This is a genomic window from Sphingobacterium pedocola (genome assembly GCF_015209965.1).
In the GTDB taxonomy this organism is placed as follows: Bacteria; Bacteroidota; Bacteroidia; order Sphingobacteriales; family Sphingobacteriaceae; genus Sphingobacterium; species Sphingobacterium pedocola.
The window spans coordinates 296,633-316,326 of record NZ_MU158690.1 but is presented as its reverse complement, the minus strand read 5'-3'; the positions used below and the strand labels follow the sequence as shown (position 1 = coordinate 316,326).

The following is a 19,694-nucleotide window of genomic DNA, read 5'->3' as shown; positions in this document are numbered from 1 at the left end:
GCAGCTTTAAGATTTATTTTGTGTAAGCTGCACTGCCGACTCAATTGCCAAAATCATTGCATCAGGACTTGCAACACCCTTACCCGCAATCTCAAACGCAGTACCATGATCTACCGATGTACGAATGATCGGCAGTCCCATCGTAATATTGACACCTTTTACACTATCCATCTGTTTCTTCTCCGCATTCCACTTAAAGCCTGTCAACTTAAAGGGAATGTGTCCCTGATCGTGATACATGGCTACAATACCACCATAGTGACCCGTCGCCGCCTTTGAAAACAAGGTATCAGCAGGAACTGGTCCATCCACATCATAACCCATTGCGCGCGCCTGTTCTACTGCCGGCAAAATCTCTTCGTCATCTTCTGTACCGAAGAGCCCGGAATCACCTGCATGCGGATTTAATCCTGCAATACCGATTTTCAGATTTTTTTCACCAAGGCTAATTAAGCCATTTTGTAATAGCTCGACGACCTCTATAATCCGTTCCTTTTTCACAAGATCACAGGCCTGGCGGAGCGAAACATGCGTCGATACGTGAATCACTTTTAAGTTATCCTCTACCAACAGCATCGCATACTTTTTCGTACCCGTATAGTGTGCATAGATCTCGGTATGTCCCGCAAAGTGATGTCCTGCTTCATTTATCGATTTTTTGTTGATGGGGCCCGTCACAGTGGCTTGCACCTGTCCCTTCAGCGCGAGGTCAATCACTTTCGTCACCGCTTCAAAAGAAGCCTTACCCGCCTCGGCAGAAATCTCTCCGAAAGTTACCTTTTCCAGATTCGTATTGTTGAGATCGAAGATATCTACCGTGCCATACTGGAATAGTGCATCGGCTACACGGTCTACAGCATGTAATTTGATATCCATCCCGAGCGATCTAGCAATATGTTCGAAAACACCCATATCCCCCACCAGCAAGGGCTTACAGATCTCATAAATATGCGGATTTAGAGCCGCTTTTAACGCAATCTCTGGACCAATACTAGCCGGATCACCCATGGTAATACCAATGATAGGTTTAGACATTATTCGTAATATTCAATTTTATACTTTCTTTGTTAATTAACTCTTGGAATGCGGAAATCAGTTTAGTCTCCTCCGCTACGTCCAATGCGTGTAACGGTGGCATCATATACGCATCACATAGGCCTAGCTCTTTCATCAGAACTTTTAACGCCCATAGGGATTCGCCCAATGATTTGTCCGTTTGGTATAATGCACCCAAATCGTCCGACTGCTTCTGCAATGCATACGCTAAACTCGCGTCGCCATCCTGTACTGCGAGGCACATCTGTTGATAAATAGCAGGGGCAAAATTACCCGAACTGGGCACTATTCCGGCACTACCGTTGATCATGGCATAAGCAGACTGCGCTGCCCACCCCATGTAATGTTTAAAATCTGCCCGATCCGCCCACAACGATAACGACTGATCCAGCCTTTCTATACTTCTTTCGGAATCCTTAACCCCAACGATTTTTGGATGGTAGCTCAATTTGTCCAATAAAGACAGTGGAATTGACATATGTGTCGTCGCAGGAATATTGTAGATAATCAAATCAGCAGGGCATTTTTCAGCTAGCTGCAGAAAATAATTCTCCATCTGTGTATCTGAAAGCTTATAATAGGTGGGTAATGTTGCTGCTACCGCTTTTACACCTAGATCGTACGCCTGCTGCGCCAAATCAACGGATTCTTCCAGTATATTAGACGAAATCCCCACGTAAACTTCTTGCCCTTCCACCTTACTTGCAAAAGCCGCTTGTAGGTACTCTTCTTTGAAGGCATTGGAAAGTGAAGCAGACTCGCCTGTTGTCCCCAATATAAATGGAATTGCATTATGTGCATATAAGTACGCGAAAATACGCCCTACAGCGTCCTTATCCAACGTACGATCCTGATGGAGTGGCGCAACTACAGGAACAATAGTATCTTTCATTTTATCTTCTTTCATAAATTAATAGGCGGCATTAAAAATGGATATCGCATCTGACAATTTAATTTCTCTCGGATTATTCACCAATAATCTTGTAATTTTCATGGCATCTTCCGCCATCTGTGGAATAGCATCTTTCGGGATATCCAATTCGCGCAAGCGAGCGGGTATACCGCAAACTTTTATAAGTTCTTTTATTTTCGCTATTCCAGCGTGTGCTGTTTCTTCATCTGTCGCTCCTCTGTTGCAGCCCAAGGCAATAGCTACCTCAGCATATTTCTTTGGACTTGCGCTATAGTTGTATTCCATCACATAAGGCAACAATAATGCATTTGATAGCCCGTGAGGTAAGTGGAATAAACTCCCCAATGGATAAGACAAGGCATGAACCCCTGCGGTATTGACCGGACCTAGACAGAAACCACCCAAGATACTACCCAAGGCGACCTGGCTTCGGGCCTCCTCATTACCTCCATTATTTACCGCTTCTTCCAGGTTGGACGCAATCAAACGCATACCTTCAAAAGCATACATGTCAATAAAGGGCTGTGAAAACTTGTTGGTGTAAGCTTCCAGACAGTGCGTTAATGCATCCAGACCTGTAGCTGCCGTAATGGAAGCGGGCAGGCTTAAGGTTAGCAGTGGATCAGCATATACCATATCCGGGACTAAAAATGGACTGATTATACCCTTCTTTTGCCCTTCGTCATCGACTAAAATAGCATTGGGAGAGACCTCGCTTCCTGTACCGGATGTAGCCGGTATACAAATCAAACGCTTCCCTCGTCCTTCCAACAACCCATTTCCAACGATCTCCTCTAAGGTTTGGGTGTTGCCCAATTGTGCGGCAACCAATTTCGCAACATCTAAAACGCTACCTCCTCCTATTCCTACCACGGTGTCCACATCAGCAGAATGAAACTGTTCCATAATCTTCCGAAAATCAGCGAAGGTGGGTTCCTGTACAATGCTCGTGTCCACAGTAACCTGAATAGAATGATCGCGCAGCGCCTGTATGAAGGGCGCTAACTGATCCATTAAAGGAGCGATAGTCATCAAGATGATTCCCCTGCACTGCATGTGGATAAGGTCCTCTTCCAGTTGCTTTAACACCCCATTCCCAAACACCAATTTACCCGGGAAATTTATTTTTAACACACGACTTGTTGACATATACAATTAACTATCAGTTACTCCTCTTCTGCTTTATAGGGTTCTTCTTCTGGCAAGCTGTACCCTTTTACCGTTGGCCATATTCCATTTTTAATCTTTCTCTTTTTCAGTTTTGCCGGATCCACGACCACATGTTTCATTTTCTCACGTCTCCAGGTGTAAGCAAAATGCAGCAGTCCATCTTTCGTCTGTATAACAGCGGGATAGGAATATTGGCTGATCGGTGAGTCCTCCAGGATTAATACAGCATCCCAATTTTTACCATCCTTGGAAATAGACACGTTCAATGGTGTGCGTTTTCCCTTCGGATTATCAGACGGAGGTAATACATGGTTGTACACCAGCACATGGGTACCATTTTTCATTGTTACGGCATCCGTACCCGAATTGTTGTTTGGTAAGCTACTCTTTACCAAAGGAGTCCAGGTCTCTCCATTGTCGGTAGACCAAGATTCTACAATAGCCCAATTGCGACTTCTTGCCAAAATTTGCAATTTTCCATTTCCATGATCCAAAATACTGGGCTGTATCGCATTTACATTATCGACACCGCGATCAATCGATCCTGTCTTACGCCAGGTTTTACCAAAATCAGCGCTAATTTCGAAGTGAATATTCCATCCATTTCCTTCGGTACTGGTAGGGCTGATTAAATTACCATTGCTCAACAAAATAGGTTTATTCTTTATCGGGCCCAAAAAGCCGTCTGGCAACTTCTCCGCTGCCGACCAAGTTTTACCATGATCTTTGGAACGCTTTAGCATACCCCACCATTCTGAGGGCTTTGGCCCTACTTTATAAAAAAGTAATAAGTCGCCATCCGGAATCTGGTACAACACCGGATTCCATGTAGGTAGCCGGCTGCTGTCCTCTTGTATGCCATCCGCCGCAGATTCGGGGGCAGTCCATTTGCCGTTCTCATATCGGCAAACATAGATCTCCACATCCGGATTGCGTTCGCGGGTTCCGCCAAAAAAAGCGTAAACCAGTCCCTGAGGAGTTTCGGCCATCGTTGCCGAATGACACGATGGAAATGGTGCAGATTCATAAATAAATTCATCCGTCACTATACCTTTTCTCCACTTGTACAGCGCATTCTCCTGCGCTAACGATACCGACAATGCGATACAAAAAACTACTGCCGCAGCCAACTTCTTTTTCATTCGTCTAAATTTGTTTTTTTAATAGCGATGAAGCTATCAGATTTATTCATCCCATTTTATGGTCTGAAAAATCATGATGGTTTCATTTTTTTTGTTTTTTTTCCTTTAAGGTGATCCGTTCTATTCAATCACTTCTTTTCCTTTTCTGCTTTCACTTTATTCACATAGTCCTTAAACAGCTGACGCCAATTTCTTCCGTTGGCATTCAGATAGGATTCTGACTTTGTTTTATAGATTTCAAAAATGGCCGAAATCTGTTTCATATTTTTGTAGTCGATCGCCATTTCACGCGCTTCTTCCAAGTACCCACGAATCGTTTTCGCCTCTTCTGTCGTAAGATCCGGTACAATTGCGTAATATCCCTTCATGGTAAAGTCCACCTTACCAATCGTATACTTATCAAGAATAAAAATCACCTGTTCTGGAGTTAACACCTCACCTAACCCCTGCATCACATTGTGGTGCACGCTATCGGGCATGGCCGAATCTGCAATAATGGATCGATCCAATTCACTTAATTTCTGACCCGTCAACGGATTGATCCCTGCGGGAACCGTACTGGCTGGATGACTATTGTGCCATTCTTTTACTGCAGAAAGGTGGTCCGTGATCAGCTGTATCACTTTTTCCTTCTTTGCAACATCTGCTAATTTCAATTCAGCCACCCACTCGGTTGCCTTCCTTTCTTCTCCACTTTTGTCTTGCGCAACAGCAGTTGCTGTCATAAATAGCGCAAAGACGATCATACGTAATATTCTCATCCGATTTACAATTTGGTTTTGAATTGATATTGTCCTGATCCAATTTCCACGGTCGTCCTACCGTTTTCCGATCCCAGAACGTTAAACATGCTATTGTTCTGAATCCGCTTACCGTTCTCCGTAATAGATTGCAGATCTTTGGCAGGTATATGCAGGATCGCCTTAGCATTGGCCGGAATACGGACCTGCCACTCAAAGTTTGATTTTGATTTAACCCAGTGCGATTCGATCAGACCACGCGAACTGTTATAGGATGCGTTAACAAATGTCAGATCACCAACGATTTCCGGTTTCATTACAATAGTCTGAAAGGCCTTATCGGCAGATTTGATACCAGCAAGATGCTCATAATACCACACCAACAGATCGCCAAGCATCATCACATGGTTTTGCGAATTCATCTTTGGATGCGCCGTGTTTCCATTCCATAGCTCCCAGATTGTTGTCGCACCGTTTTCGACCATGTATCCCCACGAAGGATACGTTGTATTTGTTGCCAATTTATAGGCTAAATCCGCACGTCCCATATCCGTCAGCGTACGCATCAACCATTGTATGCCCACTACACCTGTACTCAAGTGTCCGTTATTTTCGACTTCAATGTTATGTACAATCTGGCTCTGTAGTCGGGTCTTGTTTTCTTCTTCAACCAAGCCAAACTGTAGCGCTAGGATATTCTCTGTGAGCTTGTTGTCTCCATAAAAGCCCTCTGCATTATAAAACCGTTTGTTGAAGGCCATCCTCATGTCCTCCGCACTTTTTTCAAAAGCTAGCTTATCGTCGTCCTGATCGACTAGGGCACTAAATCGGGCCATCAGGTTAAGCAAATAATAATAATTCGCACTGGATATCAGCGCGCTTGGATACTTCTTGTCGGCAATCTGTCCACGCCCAGCTTCTATCGATACCGGAGGAAAACACCAATCTCCATAACTGTCTTTTGTGATGATGCCTTCCGTATCCATATAACGCGTCGCCATATAGTTTATCCACTTCTTCATCGCAGGGTAGTGCTGCTGTAGTACGCGAATATCGCCCGTTTGCCGGTACAACATATCCGCTATCATCAGATAAGTGCCCGGCCAGGTAATGTTGTCACTGTAATACCGCCAAAAAGCCGGAGCAACATCTGGTATGGCGCCGTCCTCCTTTTGAGACAAACGGATATCTTCCAGCCATTTAATGTAAAAGTTTGTGTTATCAAATAGAAAAGTCTCCCCATAGGCCGTTACGGGGCGATCGCCCAGCCAAGGCTGACGTTCGTTTCGCTGTGGACAATCGACAGGCATCCCTTTGTAATTAGACGCTATGCCCCACCAGGCATTCTGATGAATTTGGTTTAACAGCGTATTAGAAGACGTGAACGTGCCTACTGTTTCCATCGCATCATAAACAAAACGACCAACAAAATCGGCTTTGGTCGGTGTGCCGGGATAGCCATTTACCTCAACATAACGGAATCCGTGATAGGTGAAACGGGGTTCCCATTCTTCGACCTCACCTCCACGCAACGTATAATGGTCTGTAGCCTTAGCATCGCGCAGATTTGTCACAAAAAGATCGCCATTATCCGACAACGATTCCGCAAAACGAAGCATTACCTTCGTGCCACTCTCCCCTTTTACCTTCATCTTCACCCAGCCCGAAAAATTTTGCCCGAAGTCGAGAATATACCGGTCATTTCCTTTTGGCGTGATGGTCACAGGAACAAGATCGCGCATCACCTTCATGTGTCCATTCAGCTGTGCCTCGTAAGTACCTCCCGGTTCCTGCACGTATTCAGAAGGCAACCATTCAGCATCATCAAATCCTGCATTCGTCCATCCGACGAATTCCTTACGGGCATCGTAATCTTCCCCATCGTACTCATTGTTTGCCGTGATGGGCCCGTTCGCCGTACCTTTCCATGAGTTATCTGTTTTGATCGTTTCCGTAGAGCCATCCGTGTACGTAATCATCAATTGAAACTGTAACTTCGGAAATCCAAAGGTTTTAACTTTGTACGGCTTTGCTTGCCGCATCGCATAAAAACGACCATTTCCTAAAATTACGCCCAATGCATGATCCCCTTCAGTCAGCCGATCCGTCACATCAAACACATTATACTTGATATTTTTCGTATAATCCGTCGGTGAAGGCGCCAATACCTGATCACCTACTTTTTTGCCATCTATATACAGCTCATATAGCCCCATACCCATAATGTATGCCATGGCTTTCTTCACTTTTTTCTCCGTCTTGAATTCTTTTCGAAGATAACGCGCCGATAACCGTCCTTCCTCCGCGTTGTCGGTAGGGAAATAACGATCGAAACCGATCCAGCGGCCGGTCCAATCTTTGTAGTGCAACAAGCCCATTGTCCAGGAAGCCGGTGCAGACCAGGGCAAGTCGCCTTTGTTGGTGTACACACGTACTTTCCAAAACGCTTTCTGTCTGCTCCGCAACGTCTTGCCGGCGTAGCTCACATGAATCGAATTACTAGATTCCTGCCTTCCGGAATCCCATAAATCCCCTTCATTCTGATCCAACTTTTCCAAAGAAGAAGCCACCAACACTTGGTAAGCAAGCTGTACCACATTTCTTTCGTCCGTATTGATGTTCCAACTTAGACGAGGATGTAGCACATCCATACTGATTGGATTGTGCAATAACTCACAACGTAAAGCATCTACTCGGGTTTGTGCAAAAGTGGTTAAGCTTAAACACAGCAGGAAAATCAAACCTATACTCTTCGTCATCTCTTTCATTTTACTACTCTCCCGAAAAATCAAAGTAAACCACCATATGCAACGCCCTTATCGGCTCTTTCTCAAAATCATAATACACATGTTTCATACCCATTGGCCCCGTAGTTTCCGGCTTCTGTGTTTTCGTGCCTATCGCCGATATACCATTCATAAAAGAAATATCGCCATTTGGAAAAGTCGGTTCCATATTTTTCCAGTCCGTATCTTTTTGCTCTTTAGGTGTAAATAAACGTAAGAACACATCCTCCCTATCCGTAAATGCCTTAAAGGATTGATCCTTCATAATAAATTTAGTCCAATACATGTTGCTATGGTATCCTTTAAATTCTGGATACTGGAAAGGAACTTCGCCGGTAGCGACATCGTTATACTCCTTTTCCCACACACCAAACTGATTCCCCTTCATGCGGTTTTTCCAAACGCGGTATGGCCCCATACCCATGTATTCCACCCCTTTAATCTGATCCTCCGGAAAAGAAAAATTCACGCCAACGAACTTGGTAAAATACGCTTCCGGGAAATACTGCACATGCATTTTCAATTGGCCCGAAGCCGAAATCTCCCAACGGAGTGTGTTATAACTTTCCTTTTTATCAAATGTGGACGCAATTACGACTTTATCATTTTCGTTGGTAAGCTTAAAATCCTTAAAGTTGTTCACAGCTTCCTGCAGTACAGGTCCATTTGCAAATGGAATCCGCCCCTTTGCATTCTCAACCTGTTCCAATAATCCAGTCGTCTTATTAATATGGAATGTTATCCCATTTGCTTTGATAATATGGCTATCGTTATTTTCGGCGACCTGAATGGTACCACTCCCAGCTGTTATCAGTTGTTTTGCCTTCTGCACGGGCAAGGTAATCGGAAAGCTCCAGGTATACACTTCGAGTCCATGCGCATCTTTGGCCGTAATATACAGTGCATCGTAGCTATGCCAATCGGTTGGAAAATTAACTTTCAATATCCCCCTGTCGTACGGTTTGATATCTGGCGAAGCAATTGTGCCCGATTGGCTTCCCTTATCTTCGCCAAATTTTCCAAGTTTCCGTAGTTCATACGAAAATGTACATTGATTGATATTAGTGAACGAATACCTGTTTTCGATCTGAAAAGCACCGTCAAATCCCTTGGTCATTTCTCTTTTTTCAAAGAAAATCGGACTCCACACTTCCTTAATCGTATAAAAGCTACCCTCTTTTTCGTAGTACGGACCAACAATACCATCTGCACCGTGGTTACCATCCGTATCAATACTGTCCTGCTTATCAGTCCGTATCACCCCTTGATCCTGAAAATCCCATAGGAAACCGCCGGCAGATAGCGGATTTGCCCACATCGCCTTCCAATAGTCTTCTATCCCTGCACCGTGACCACCATCAAACATGCCGTGCAAAAATTCTGTTGGCATCACGATGTTATGTCCATGATCATAGGTACCAATACCATAATTATACTCGCGGTAGTGGGTCGTTTCAAATCCGCCATAGACCGCCCATGGATAGATCAGCGGGCGCTTTTGGATATCCTCTTCGAAAAAAAACGCATCCAGCTCGGCGTTGTGTCCGCCCTCGTTTCCATTAGCCCAAAAAATAATCGATGGGTTATTTTCAGAAACCGCCATCATTTCGCGCAATAATTTTGATCCCACTTGCGTATCATAGTGGCCATGCCAGCCGGCCAATTCATTCATCACATATAGCCCTAAGGAATCACATGCTTCCAAAAAATGATTGTCTGGCGGATAATGCGCCATACGGACGGCATTCATGTTCATTTCTTTCATGAGTTTGACATCATGGACGCTAATTTCTTTACTAGTCGTTCTACCGGATTCCGGATGAAAAGAATGCCGGTTGACACCCTTAAACTTTATTTTTACCCCGTTGATAAAAACCCCGTCGCGCTCCTTGACTTCAACAGTACGAAATCCCAACTTCTGTTCGATCTGGTGCTGCACTTTTCCTTTCTTTAATAAGGTGAACTGCGCTTTATATAAATTGGGAAATTCCGATGACCACAATTTTGGATCAGAAAACGTCGCGTTTAACCAGGTCTCCGTTCCGTTTAGCTGCTGTTCAATAGCCGATCCATACGCTTTCCCCTGATCATCATACAACTGCATACGAACCCTATCTGCAGCGCCTTCCGTCCGAATTTTTGCACGAAAGCTACCATCTGCCTTCGCATCCAACGACACGCGGGCGAGATGATCTTTTGGAAGCGCCTCGAGATACACCGGGCGAAAGATACCGCCGAAAATCCAATAGTCAGCTTCCCGCTCTGCAGCATTTACCGATGTATTGGCAGAATGCTTCGCGACATTAACCTCCAAAATATTCGTTTTTCCATACTGCACTAGGTCGGAAATATCATACTTGAAAACGTAAAAAGAACCTTGATGAATTTCGCCAGCCAATTTTCCATTGATCTTGACTTCCGTATCGGTCATCGACCCTTCAAAAACGATATTGACTTTCTTCCCTTTCCAAGACTTATCCAGCACAAAAGTGTGCTTATAACGCCCTTCTTCCTTGCCCTTATTTTCTACCTTATTGAATCCGTAGTTGTACTTACCGAATCCTTGCAGCTCCCAATTAGATGGCACAGCGATCTTGGTCCACGACCCCGATTGACGCCCTTCGGTTACGTAAAAATCCCATAACGTAGTATTATCTTTACCTCTTCCGGACAAATATTGTATTTCGGTTTTCTGGGCAAGGATGTCCCCTCCAATACACAGGATCAACAGTAAAGAAAATGCTATTTTTAGGCCAAATTTCATCGTATATCAGCTATTTCAGTTTTAAATTTTTAGTGGGATTGTTTGTTCTAAAAGGTGCTGCCGGCAATCCAGCACTGTTCACGAGATTAGGCTGTGCTGCCTCATCCCACGCGAAACGCACCTGCCGAATCTGCGGTACCTGTTCACTTTGCAACACAATCGTTGTGTTCCGAATAATCGCATCAGCAGGATAATACTTATCATCTATCCCCGCTACTTCAAATCCAGTTAACGGCTTTCCATCTACTGCCTGCAAGCCATCGCCTGCACCGCTAAAATGAACCAAAGCTTTGTTGCCTTGGTATGTCACCTTCCGGAATTCAGGGCCGTCGGCCAGTATATCTTTTTTATAGGCGTATTTTAATGCTTTCAGCGCATGCCGACGTCCTATTTCCCATTTATAATTGGGATGAATATCATGAATATTATCAACCAGATCCGTCGTAATGATACGTGCAGTAAAAGGTATTTGAAGTACCAGATCCTGCGCCTCACGAAACTCTGGCAGTACCGTTCTGTCCATACTTACCTCGCCCTTTTCGTCCAATGAGTAATGGAAAGGCGCTATTTGCGTAAAGTAGAAGGGCATTTTTTTATTTTGCCACAGTGCTCTCCACGCGCTTATTAACGCTTTCATTTTGTGCGCATATGCCACCGTTTCCTTGAGAAAAACATTCGTCTCTCCTTGATACCACACAAAACCCTTAATCGTGTACGGTGCGAGCGGTTCGATCATGGAATGGTAAAATTTACCCGGGTCTCCGCCCACTTTTTTATCTTTAAAATAAGGAGAAGCCTGCAACGACGATTCAGACAACCAAGGTTCAATGCGGCTACCGCTCACCGCCGAAGAGATAATCCCGACCGGTACGCCGAGTTCTTCCTGAAGTTTTTTACCAAAGAAATAAGCGGGTGCAGAAAACTGGCGTAAAGCCGAATCCTGTGCTACACTCCACCCCTCATAGCGGCCATCTGGTTTCGCGAGGAACTTTCTGCGAACTAGAAAAACCCTTATCTGTGCATTGTTAGCTTCCGCTACAGCATGTTCAGGAAACTCCCCTTTCAGCGGCGCTTTTTCCTTTACGATCTTACGCATGGGATACTCCATGTTGGATTGTCCAGAACACAGCCAAACTTCCCCTACCAACACATCGTTCAATCGAATTTCATTTTTGCCACGAATCGTCAACGTCTGTCCTACAGCATTTGCCTTCATGGCTTTAAGCTCTATTTTCCAGTAACCATCCGCATTTGCACGAGTAGATTTGCGTTGCCCATCGAATTCCACTACGACATCTTCACCTACGTCTGCAGCACCAAAAATAGAAACCGGTTGATCCCGTTGCAACACCATATGATGTGCAAACACGTTTGGCAATACAACATCAGCTTTCGCTGATACGCAAAAAATAGCCAAATATAGGGATATGACGATTCGTATCATTTAATTTATATTTTCTGCCTTAAAGGAAAGAATCTTATATACTGCTTCCGCAACCGCCGTACCTGGACTCTTAACATCAAATTCCTGATCGGTCGGTGTATCGGCATCTGGATAACGTCTCACATCCCCCGTGCGGAAGGAGACGCGACTGATCTCGCTCACGGGTTGGAAGAATAAGCGTGTCCCCTTATCCACGCCATTGATAGACATCTGGAATGAACGTGTAGTGACATCGGCAGTTAGCGAAACCACATATTGCTGTCCTGCTTGATACGTTTGAACACCAGCATTTCTGTAGCCTGCCTTGTTTTTAATCGAGCCATCTGCATCGAAGATCAAACGTGCCGCAGCTAACCCTTTGTTGTTTAAAAGCTCGATCTGAAGATTCCCTGTATCGGCCTGCTCTGCAGTTATGACAAATTCAACTTTAATTTTTTTGGACGCTGGAACCACACGTTCGGCTTTCGCGTAGTCGTATGGATCTTTGTCGCGTAAGACCAGGGCATTGCCCTCTATCTTAGCACTTGCCCATAACGGGCTATAGATATTCCACTTGTTGTAGGCTTCGCTACTTCCGCTTGAGAAGTCGTCTTTTACATTTCCCTGTACAGTCGACACAAGAGGAACAGGCACTTTAGCGACCCACATATCTTCCTTATTCATGCTGTATGTCAGCCACATATTGTTGTCCGGTACGACTCCATTTCCTTCCAGAATACCCCGAACATACTGTGGGCCGTATGACTTGTAATTGCCTCCATAACGCATGGTACTGATCTCACCATTTAACAGCATGAGATCGGTGTAATTCAGTCCATCATTGCTCGTCGATACGGCAAGGGGCCATCTGAACTCGGAAGGGTTGTACACTGTCGCAAAGCGGCCATCTGCAGTCCGCTGTCCCCAGATTTTTGCGTTACTGTTAACAAAGCCCGGAGCACGGAGCGGTGTATACGCCCAACTTCTGCCTCCATCCTTACTCACGGAAGTCAAGGCATGTTTCCAAAAACCAACCACATCACCGTTGTCTCGATGGTAGTATGCAAACGCTTTAATAGGCCGACTGTATGGCACCAACGGATCATTGCGATCAGCTTCCTCTACCCATTGCTGCATCATTAATGGTTGCTCCATCAATTCCTTACAGGCTTGTACAAATGCCTTATCTTTACTCTTTGTATAAAAAGGATACTTAGCTAATTTTTGATTGAACGAAGAATTGAAACGGATAAAGTAAATCGGCCCAAAAGAACCATCTGCATTGATTTCCCGGACGACACGACCTATGCCATTTCCATCGTTTGGATCATCTTTGGCATCAAGCGCGACGCCATAATAACCGATGCTCAGCAATTTTCCGTTTTTAGCCGTGTAAAAACCCATCCGTTGATGCATAATCGCATACAGATCTTTACCAGCCTTATCGGTACGCCCTGGCTTCGTAAAACCTTCCGGGACCAGATAGGGTGGAAATATTTCTACGGGAGCGGTCCAGCTATAGCCATCTTTAGAGGTTTGCAGTAAGCTTTTACCCTCCGCGATGTGCTCCCCAATCGGATTACTCAAAAACTGTAGGTAGTATGTATTGTTCCAATACGCCAAAAACGGCTGGTGATTATAGGTAAACCCATGCCCTCCAGCAAGTTCAGGAAACGCTCTATTTGCGCGGAATACCTGAATATTATGCGTACCCACGGCAGGAGTTAGTTGGCCGTGATGATAATCCACGTTTGAAAGCGTTTTGCCCACATACCGTACCGTATCTTGTGCAAATGCTTGCTGCACCAATCCCAAAACAGCTATCCCTAATATCGTTGACTTTATTTTCATTCTTTTATTTCTTATTTGCGGATTCGCAGATATGCAAATCAGCTTCTTTATCTACTTAATAACCTCTTCAAATCCTTCCGAGACGCTTTGAATATCGTACCGTGCTTGTGCCCTTCAGGAACAGAAATTCTGTCATTTGCCTTTTCAAAAGTTTTAAAATCTTTGGTGGCGACGGCTTCGTAGCTCTTACTCCCATAAGAGTCAAAATAAATCAACCACTCGTCCTTGATCTTGATCACAGAAGGGCCTTCCGTCAGGTAATCCGAATATGGTTCAGAAACATCGGTATACGGCCCCAGTGGATTATCTGCAAAAGCAACTTTTAGATTTCGGTTGGGGCGCGTATTATCTTTCAATACCAGTACATAATCATCCTTGTCCTTTTTCACAATGACTGCATCAATAATGCTGAAGCCCGGATCAGCAAATAACTTCGTGGGCGAAAACGTTTCAAAGTCCGTCGTCGTCGTGTAGTACATACGCTGATTGTTATCCTCCGGTTCTATTCCACGTGGAAACCGGCCGGGAATGGTAGAAGCCCAGATGATAATGAACCGATCCACGTCCTCATCGTAAAACAGTTCTGGCGCCCAGACATTCACCGTGCTTGGTTCATGTTCCATGACGGGTATGATTTTTTGCTTCTCCCAGTTGATCAAATCTTTGGACTGCGCATACCCGATTCCCTTATCGCCTTTCCAGGCGATTGTCCATACCAGATGGTATATCCCGTTCTCGTCGCGCACCATTGACGGATCGCGCATTATTTTTTGAGAACCCAGTTCAGGTTTCAAATAAATGCCGTCGATCGCATTCCACTTGTAGCCATCCGTGCTGTACAAATACCGTAAGCCCTCATCGGCTGGTTCATGAAAAGATGTAAACATGTACACATCCTTTTGGCAAGACACCAAAAGGATGATTACACCAGAAAAAAGAATGTTGCGGATCAAACCCATCTAAATCCTCTTATTTAATTTTTACTTTCTAAAACCAACACCCAGTCATTGCCGTCCTTCTTACCGCCTTCAGGCTGAAAAACCTGAACACCTTTATTTTCGACGTCGCCAATGGCCGTTTTCTCCCCATTACGTGGGTTAAACCAGGATGCCTTAACGTTATCGCCCTTTATCTTACCCATATTTATCTTCATCTCCCGACCATTGTAGTTGTAAATAAAGGCATAGGAATCTGTACGGGTAGCCAATAAGCGATCATACTTTTCACCGTTTTCCGCTACGATAGACTGATCCGGTATACGATTGAAATAATCGTCTTGGGAAAGCAAAAGCTCTTTGAGGTACTTCATTTGCCCTGCTCCAGGTGCATGTAAGGCCTCCGACCATAATTCCGTCGAACCGTAAGCAGTCGTGGTATCTGTTTTGGAATGCATTTGCATCACGGAGTTTTGACCGTAGGTATAACCAAATGCCCCGGCAAACACCGACCAATAGCCGTATCGGCGTACATCTGCGTCATTCCAGCGCGGCTGTTCGATATCATGCAAACCATGTGGTATGCCTTCGTACGATGGTTCGCCATCAATCGTCGGTTTGATCGGTTTTAAGTTCCAATCCACTTCCATGAACTTCCAGTTGTCTTCGCCGTAGTGCTTCTGTTCGTTTGCAGACGTATCTTGGTCGTACCTTCTGTGACCCGACTGTACCATGTTAAAATCTAACCAAGGCTCGTTGTGAAACCAGTCTGAAGAGGCTGTGCGTCCACGCGGGTGGTACGTGATCAAATTATTGGTATCAATCGCGTTGATCGTCTTACCAATCTCCTTCCATACCTCGAGTGAATCCGTCGCTTTGATGTCGCCGCCGTTCAACCATACAATATTTTGCTTATCCTTCCAACGTTCCGCAAGAAAAGCAGCATACACCTTTGCCTGTTCCGGAGAGACCTTTCCATCCTTTACGGGCGAGCCCCAGACCGGCACCAATGCCATATAAATTCCCTTTTCAGCCGCTTTATCGATCATAAAATCGACATGATCCCAATAGTCGTATTCGTCTGCATTATCCGGGTTATTACCTTCCGTAACCAGCGGACGGGCGATGTCGCCATTGATCATTGCCGAATCACCATATACATTGACAGCAGGCACGGTATGTAATACCATGGCTTGAATCACATTAAATCCCTTTTGCTTTCTGTCTTCTAGGTACGACTCTGCTTCCTCACGGTTCAGCTTACCAAACAACAACCAGCCGGTATCGCCCAACCAGAAGAAGGGTTTGCCGTCTGCAGAAGTCAGGTAACGTCCGTTTTCAGAAACCTTCAAAGTTGATATTCCCGTTGATTCTTGTTCCGACTCGCAAGAGAACAATGCGCCTGCCAATAGAAAAGGGAGTAATTTATGTCGAATAGCTTTCATATACATTTAGTTTGTTTTTAATGGTTCACAATAGAAAGTAAACATCGGCGCCATCGAACCGAAGGAACGAAGATCGCCACGTCATTCTTCCTCGCGATGACGTGTTTTTTTAGATGTTTGAGACTTTTAAACCACTTCTTCACGTTATTTTATTTTTTACTGATCCAAATGACCAAATCCGATGTGTTAAATTTTTTGGATAACGGTTGTTTGTCCACATTAATCCGCTCCGACCCCAATAGTTTTCCCGTTTTAGGATCCACATAATGTACGGCGTACACCCCTTTCAACTCGGGAAAGAGCGTCTTCAATTGGTGCACTTTGGGTTGAAAGACGATACCGCCATCCTTTCCTTTCAAAATCCAATGATCTTGGACGGACTCCGCTTTCATCGTCGCCGCTGCCCGATAAAATTCACCGTCGCCGACTAGGGGTAGATTGGCCATCGATCCGCCTGCCATAAAAATGGCCCACGCCATCTCTGGATAGTTGGGACCGTGGTAGGTCACCGCTTTATCCGGATACGCCTTGCGGTACTCAGATACCGCCCGATACACCTGTTTTGCAGAAGTCTTCTTCCCAAAACCATGCTGCCTCGGCGCAAGGTTCTTGCCGCCTTCTGGGGCGTGCGTCGAACCATCTTCCTGATAGTGCCAATAGCGAATATCGATCACATCAACGGCAGCAGCACGTTTCGGGTCGGCCAATATCGCATCCTGCACATCCTTTGGCGTGCTGAGTGCAATGATGGAGCTTTTGCCCGTTTCTGCTTTCCACTCGGCGATCACATCAATCCAAAATTGTGTAAAATGAAGCGGACCGGTATATTCTGCGCTGATCAACTGTATCACACTCGCGTTGTCGCTAAAATTGTCTAGACATTGGCGAATATAAGCACGGTGCAATGCCCGACGTGCCGGATGGTTCACATCATAAAACTGTTCGGCCATAAAGATCCGCTTATCGCCTGCATAGGGAACCGGTTCCGGAAAGCCCACCTCATTGACGTTATTAGCCGTACGCCAAGGAAAGTCGGTATAATGTGCGCCGGCCTCCAAAATATTATGTTGAAAATAATTTTGATGAAGCAATATGAGTCCATTTTGGTCCGCCAGATCAGCAAATTCCTTTAGACGATTCCAGTAGAATTTATTGTATTTGGTCAAATCGTATTTGGACAGGCCGTCATATGCTAATCCCGTTCCGGTACGTGCAAAAGGGAGTTCATAAAATGGAGGCCATACTTCGCCATTTATCCGACGAACGCGTTCGTGATCATCTCTACGACGGTCGTACCACAGACCGTAATTGTGGTCTATACTGAGTACGTGATTGGCTTTCATTGTCGCTGCCACTTCTTCCAGATCGTCGGTAAGGCCAAGGCCCATTTCACCAGGTACAAAGCGGGTGATATGCGGCTTTGCTTTTTCTATACTGTGTGGCTTGGCCGTACTGCTCCACCATTGAATATCTGTCTTTTTACCGACCAGTACCTGTTGATTACGCTGCAACCAACCATTCGCTACGGTCATGGATCCCTGCGCTGTATGCTTAACAGGCTCTTTATAACCCACCTGATCTATCGTGCGCAGGCCCGATGTAGAAATTTGCAAAGATTGACGGGTTTTGGCTTCACGAATAAAATCAATCAATTGTGGATTGAGATTATACGCTTGCTTACTTAGCTTCATCGCAACACTAACGGGAGGTCTACTGGACGCTTCTGTCAAGATAGGCAAAAGGACTGTTCGCTCAACAGCCATGCCACCGATTCTATCTTTGAGCTGTGCATAGTACAAGCTTCTAGGCTTGACGAATTCGTTAGACTGTTCCCAATGGCCATTTCCCTGAAACTGCGCCCATACACCAAACGCCCAGTTTTGGGCGGTTGGTGGCTGATAATTTTCCACCAGAGCTGCGGAGATCTGCCAGAACACGGAATTAGCCGCTGTCCAGCCCGCACCTTGCCCGTCCTGCCCTCTATTTTTATAGCTTAATGCTTGCGCATCGATATCGATCACATCAAATAAAATTCCCGAAGCCCAGCTGTCTATCGCACCGCTGAAACTGTAGGGCTCAACAGCCTGACATTGCACAAAGGCGTTAGGTCCTGCCGCTAGGTAACCTACCGCAAAGTCGTGATAACCTTTTTCGGAATACAAACGCTGAAATAAACATTGTTGACCTTTTGTGTAGAAGGTATAGCGTCTTTGTCCACCGATTTCGGAAACAGGCTCTACCGAAATACAATCCTCTACAGTAACCTGCTTGGCTGTAGCCAATACATACACTGCAGAGCCGGCAAAATGCTTAAACTGCATCCGGCGCACCCAACTGTTGGCAGCATTCTCGATCGTTATGCCCATCCAACGGTGATCTTCATCCTTTGGATTAGTAGTGTCGTAAGCCGACAATAACATCATATTTTCTACGCCCACATTTTCGATTCGCCCAGGCCAGGTGTACTTTTCAATTGTAGCACCGCCATACTGCTGATCCAATGCCGTGGTAATCGGAACATCTAATTCAATGGTGTTCCCGTCTACGGATACCACATTTCTATCCCATGACAGCTCAAGTCGCCCCGGTTTCCATCCTAAGGAGGTAATCCCACCCCCGAAGTGATCTGTACCCAGTATATTAATCCATTCTTGTGTAAATGGCCTCTTGATCATTACCTGATCACCCACGTTAAATTGCGAAGGCTGGTCAACAGTCATCTTCCGGGCATTAACCGGCACGTAAGCAGACGTTACATTCGCCTTTACCTGGGTCTGCTGATCTTCTTTACCAACAATGCGGATTAAGGTTTCCCGATTCTCACCCGTACCCAACAGCACTGTCCCCTCGTTATCAAAGCCTGCGCCCCGCAAAACGACGCCTGAACTGTGCAATTTAAGCGATCCAGCCACCTCGTATTCACCTGCCTCTAACAAAACGCCCCCGCGAAATCCATTCTTGTCTAACGGCAGGCCCGAAACGTAGTCAATAGCCGCTTGTATCCGTGTAGTTGCATCGCCACTCTTCCGCGGAACAACAATTTTCACGGGTATTTCTGGTATGGCGTCATTGCCGCTTTGGTAACCGGCATAGGAAAAATCAGGGACTTGATTCCCTAAAGAATCTACGACATACTGCAACGTACCCGTTGCCGAAAGCGAGATCGGGCCTTTCTTCTCTTGCGCAAATCCTACAACCGCAACAGCGCACAACAGTACGCCTAAAGCACCATGTTTTAGGCGTAAAAACGGTAAATATGTATAATAATTCTTCAATGTAATCGCTCTTGTTAATTTGATTTCAAGCTTCACATAACCAAGCCCTTAGCAAAAATAAAATAAGGTGTTTGTTTTTGCACAAGACATCTCGCTAATAGCTTATCCCTCAACTACAAACATAACTTAAATCGCGCAAAAGTAGTTATAGCATTTTCTCTAGCTATTGTAGTATTTTACCAAGGGCTTTTCCC

General features: G+C 45.2%; 12 protein-coding genes. All 12 read right to left on the bottom strand.

Translation table 11 applies throughout. The annotated features are described in order from the left end of the window. Positions 1–6: 6 nt before the first annotated feature. The 12 genes from pdxA to C4F40_RS11450 all read right to left on the bottom strand — a co-directional run bounded on the left by pdxA (position 7) and on the right by C4F40_RS11450 (position 19,536). Positions 7–1,035 (bottom strand): 4-hydroxythreonine-4-phosphate dehydrogenase PdxA, encoded by a 1,029-nt coding sequence (pdxA, locus tag C4F40_RS11505; RefSeq protein WP_196939545.1) that lies wholly within the window; start codon positions 1,033–1,035, stop codon positions 7–9. Next, positions 1,028–1,963 carry a dihydrodipicolinate synthase family protein gene (locus tag C4F40_RS11500; RefSeq protein ID WP_196939544.1) on the bottom strand — a complete coding sequence of 312 codons (936 nt, stop codon included), beginning with the start codon at positions 1,961–1,963 and terminating at the stop codon, positions 1,028–1,030. The genes pdxA and C4F40_RS11500 overlap by 8 nt, the downstream gene beginning before the upstream one ends. Positions 1,964–1,966: 3 nt before the next feature. Next, positions 1,967–3,118, bottom strand: a complete 1,152-nt coding sequence (locus C4F40_RS11495; protein ID WP_196939543.1) for an iron-containing alcohol dehydrogenase — start codon at positions 3,116–3,118, stop codon at positions 1,967–1,969. Positions 3,119–3,135: 17 nt separating this feature from the next. Then, positions 3,136–4,281 (bottom strand): sialidase family protein, encoded by a 1,146-nt coding sequence (locus C4F40_RS11490; RefSeq protein ID WP_196939542.1) that lies wholly within the window; start codon positions 4,279–4,281, stop codon positions 3,136–3,138. 128 nt (positions 4,282–4,409) lie between these two features. Further along, complete coding sequence (locus tag C4F40_RS11485; RefSeq protein ID WP_196939541.1) at positions 4,410–5,042, bottom strand: DUF3826 domain-containing protein; 633 nt, start codon at positions 5,040–5,042, stop codon at positions 4,410–4,412. Positions 5,043–5,047: 5 nt separating this feature from the next. Continuing rightward, a complete protein-coding gene (locus tag C4F40_RS11480) occupies positions 5,048–7,780 on the bottom strand; it encodes an alpha-L-rhamnosidase (protein ID WP_196939540.1) in 2,733 nt (910 codons plus the stop codon). A 13-nt stretch (positions 7,781–7,793) separates the two neighbouring features. Then, positions 7,794–10,571 (bottom strand): glycoside hydrolase family 2 protein, encoded by a 2,778-nt coding sequence (locus C4F40_RS11475; RefSeq protein WP_196939539.1) that lies wholly within the window; start codon positions 10,569–10,571, stop codon positions 7,794–7,796. Positions 10,572–10,581: 10 nt separating this feature from the next. Continuing rightward, positions 10,582–12,015, bottom strand: a complete 1,434-nt coding sequence (locus C4F40_RS11470; protein ID WP_231390035.1) for a sialate O-acetylesterase — start codon at positions 12,013–12,015, stop codon at positions 10,582–10,584. Continuing rightward, positions 12,016–13,845, bottom strand: a complete 1,830-nt coding sequence (locus tag C4F40_RS11465) for an exo-alpha-sialidase (protein WP_196939538.1) — start codon at positions 13,843–13,845, stop codon at positions 12,016–12,018. It lies immediately after the preceding gene. Between the two features lie 47 nt (positions 13,846–13,892). Continuing rightward, positions 13,893–14,804 (bottom strand): glycoside hydrolase family 43 protein, encoded by a 912-nt coding sequence (locus C4F40_RS11460; protein WP_196939537.1) that lies wholly within the window; start codon positions 14,802–14,804, stop codon positions 13,893–13,895. A 14-nt stretch (positions 14,805–14,818) separates the two neighbouring features. Continuing rightward, positions 14,819–16,225 carry a glycoside hydrolase family 140 protein gene (locus C4F40_RS11455; protein ID WP_196940397.1) on the bottom strand — a complete coding sequence of 469 codons (1,407 nt, stop codon included), beginning with the start codon at positions 16,223–16,225 and terminating at the stop codon, positions 14,819–14,821. 149 nt (positions 16,226–16,374) lie between these two features. After that, positions 16,375–19,536 (bottom strand): DUF6298 domain-containing protein, encoded by a 3,162-nt coding sequence (locus C4F40_RS11450; RefSeq protein WP_231390034.1) that lies wholly within the window; start codon positions 19,534–19,536, stop codon positions 16,375–16,377. Positions 19,537–19,694 lie beyond the last annotated feature (158 nt).

Coding starts and splice junctions, on each gene's coding strand:
- pdxA (WP_196939545.1), bottom strand. CDS start 1,035: ATGTCTAAACCTATCATTGGTATTACCATGGGTGATCCGGCTAGTATT.
- C4F40_RS11480 (WP_196939540.1), bottom strand. CDS start 7,780: ATGACGAAGAGTATAGGTTTGATTTTCCTGCTGTGTTTAAGCTTAACC.
- C4F40_RS11470 (WP_231390035.1), bottom strand. CDS start 12,015: ATGATACGAATCGTCATATCCCTATATTTGGCTATTTTTTGCGTATCA.
- C4F40_RS11460 (WP_196939537.1), bottom strand. CDS start 14,804: ATGGGTTTGATCCGCAACATTCTTTTTTCTGGTGTAATCATCCTTTTG.
- C4F40_RS11465 (WP_196939538.1), bottom strand. CDS start 13,845: ATGAAAATAAAGTCAACGATATTAGGGATAGCTGTTTTGGGATTGGTG.
- C4F40_RS11485 (WP_196939541.1), bottom strand. CDS start 5,042: ATGAGAATATTACGTATGATCGTCTTTGCGCTATTTATGACAGCAACT.
- C4F40_RS11455 (WP_196940397.1), bottom strand. CDS start 16,225: ATGAAAGCTATTCGACATAAATTACTCCCTTTTCTATTGGCAGGCGCA.
- C4F40_RS11495 (WP_196939543.1), bottom strand. CDS start 3,118: ATGTCAACAAGTCGTGTGTTAAAAATAAATTTCCCGGGTAAATTGGTG.
- C4F40_RS11490 (WP_196939542.1), bottom strand. CDS start 4,281: ATGAAAAAGAAGTTGGCTGCGGCAGTAGTTTTTTGTATCGCATTGTCG.
- C4F40_RS11475 (WP_196939539.1), bottom strand. CDS start 10,571: ATGAAATTTGGCCTAAAAATAGCATTTTCTTTACTGTTGATCCTGTGT.
- C4F40_RS11500 (WP_196939544.1), bottom strand. CDS start 1,963: ATGAAAGAAGATAAAATGAAAGATACTATTGTTCCTGTAGTTGCGCCA.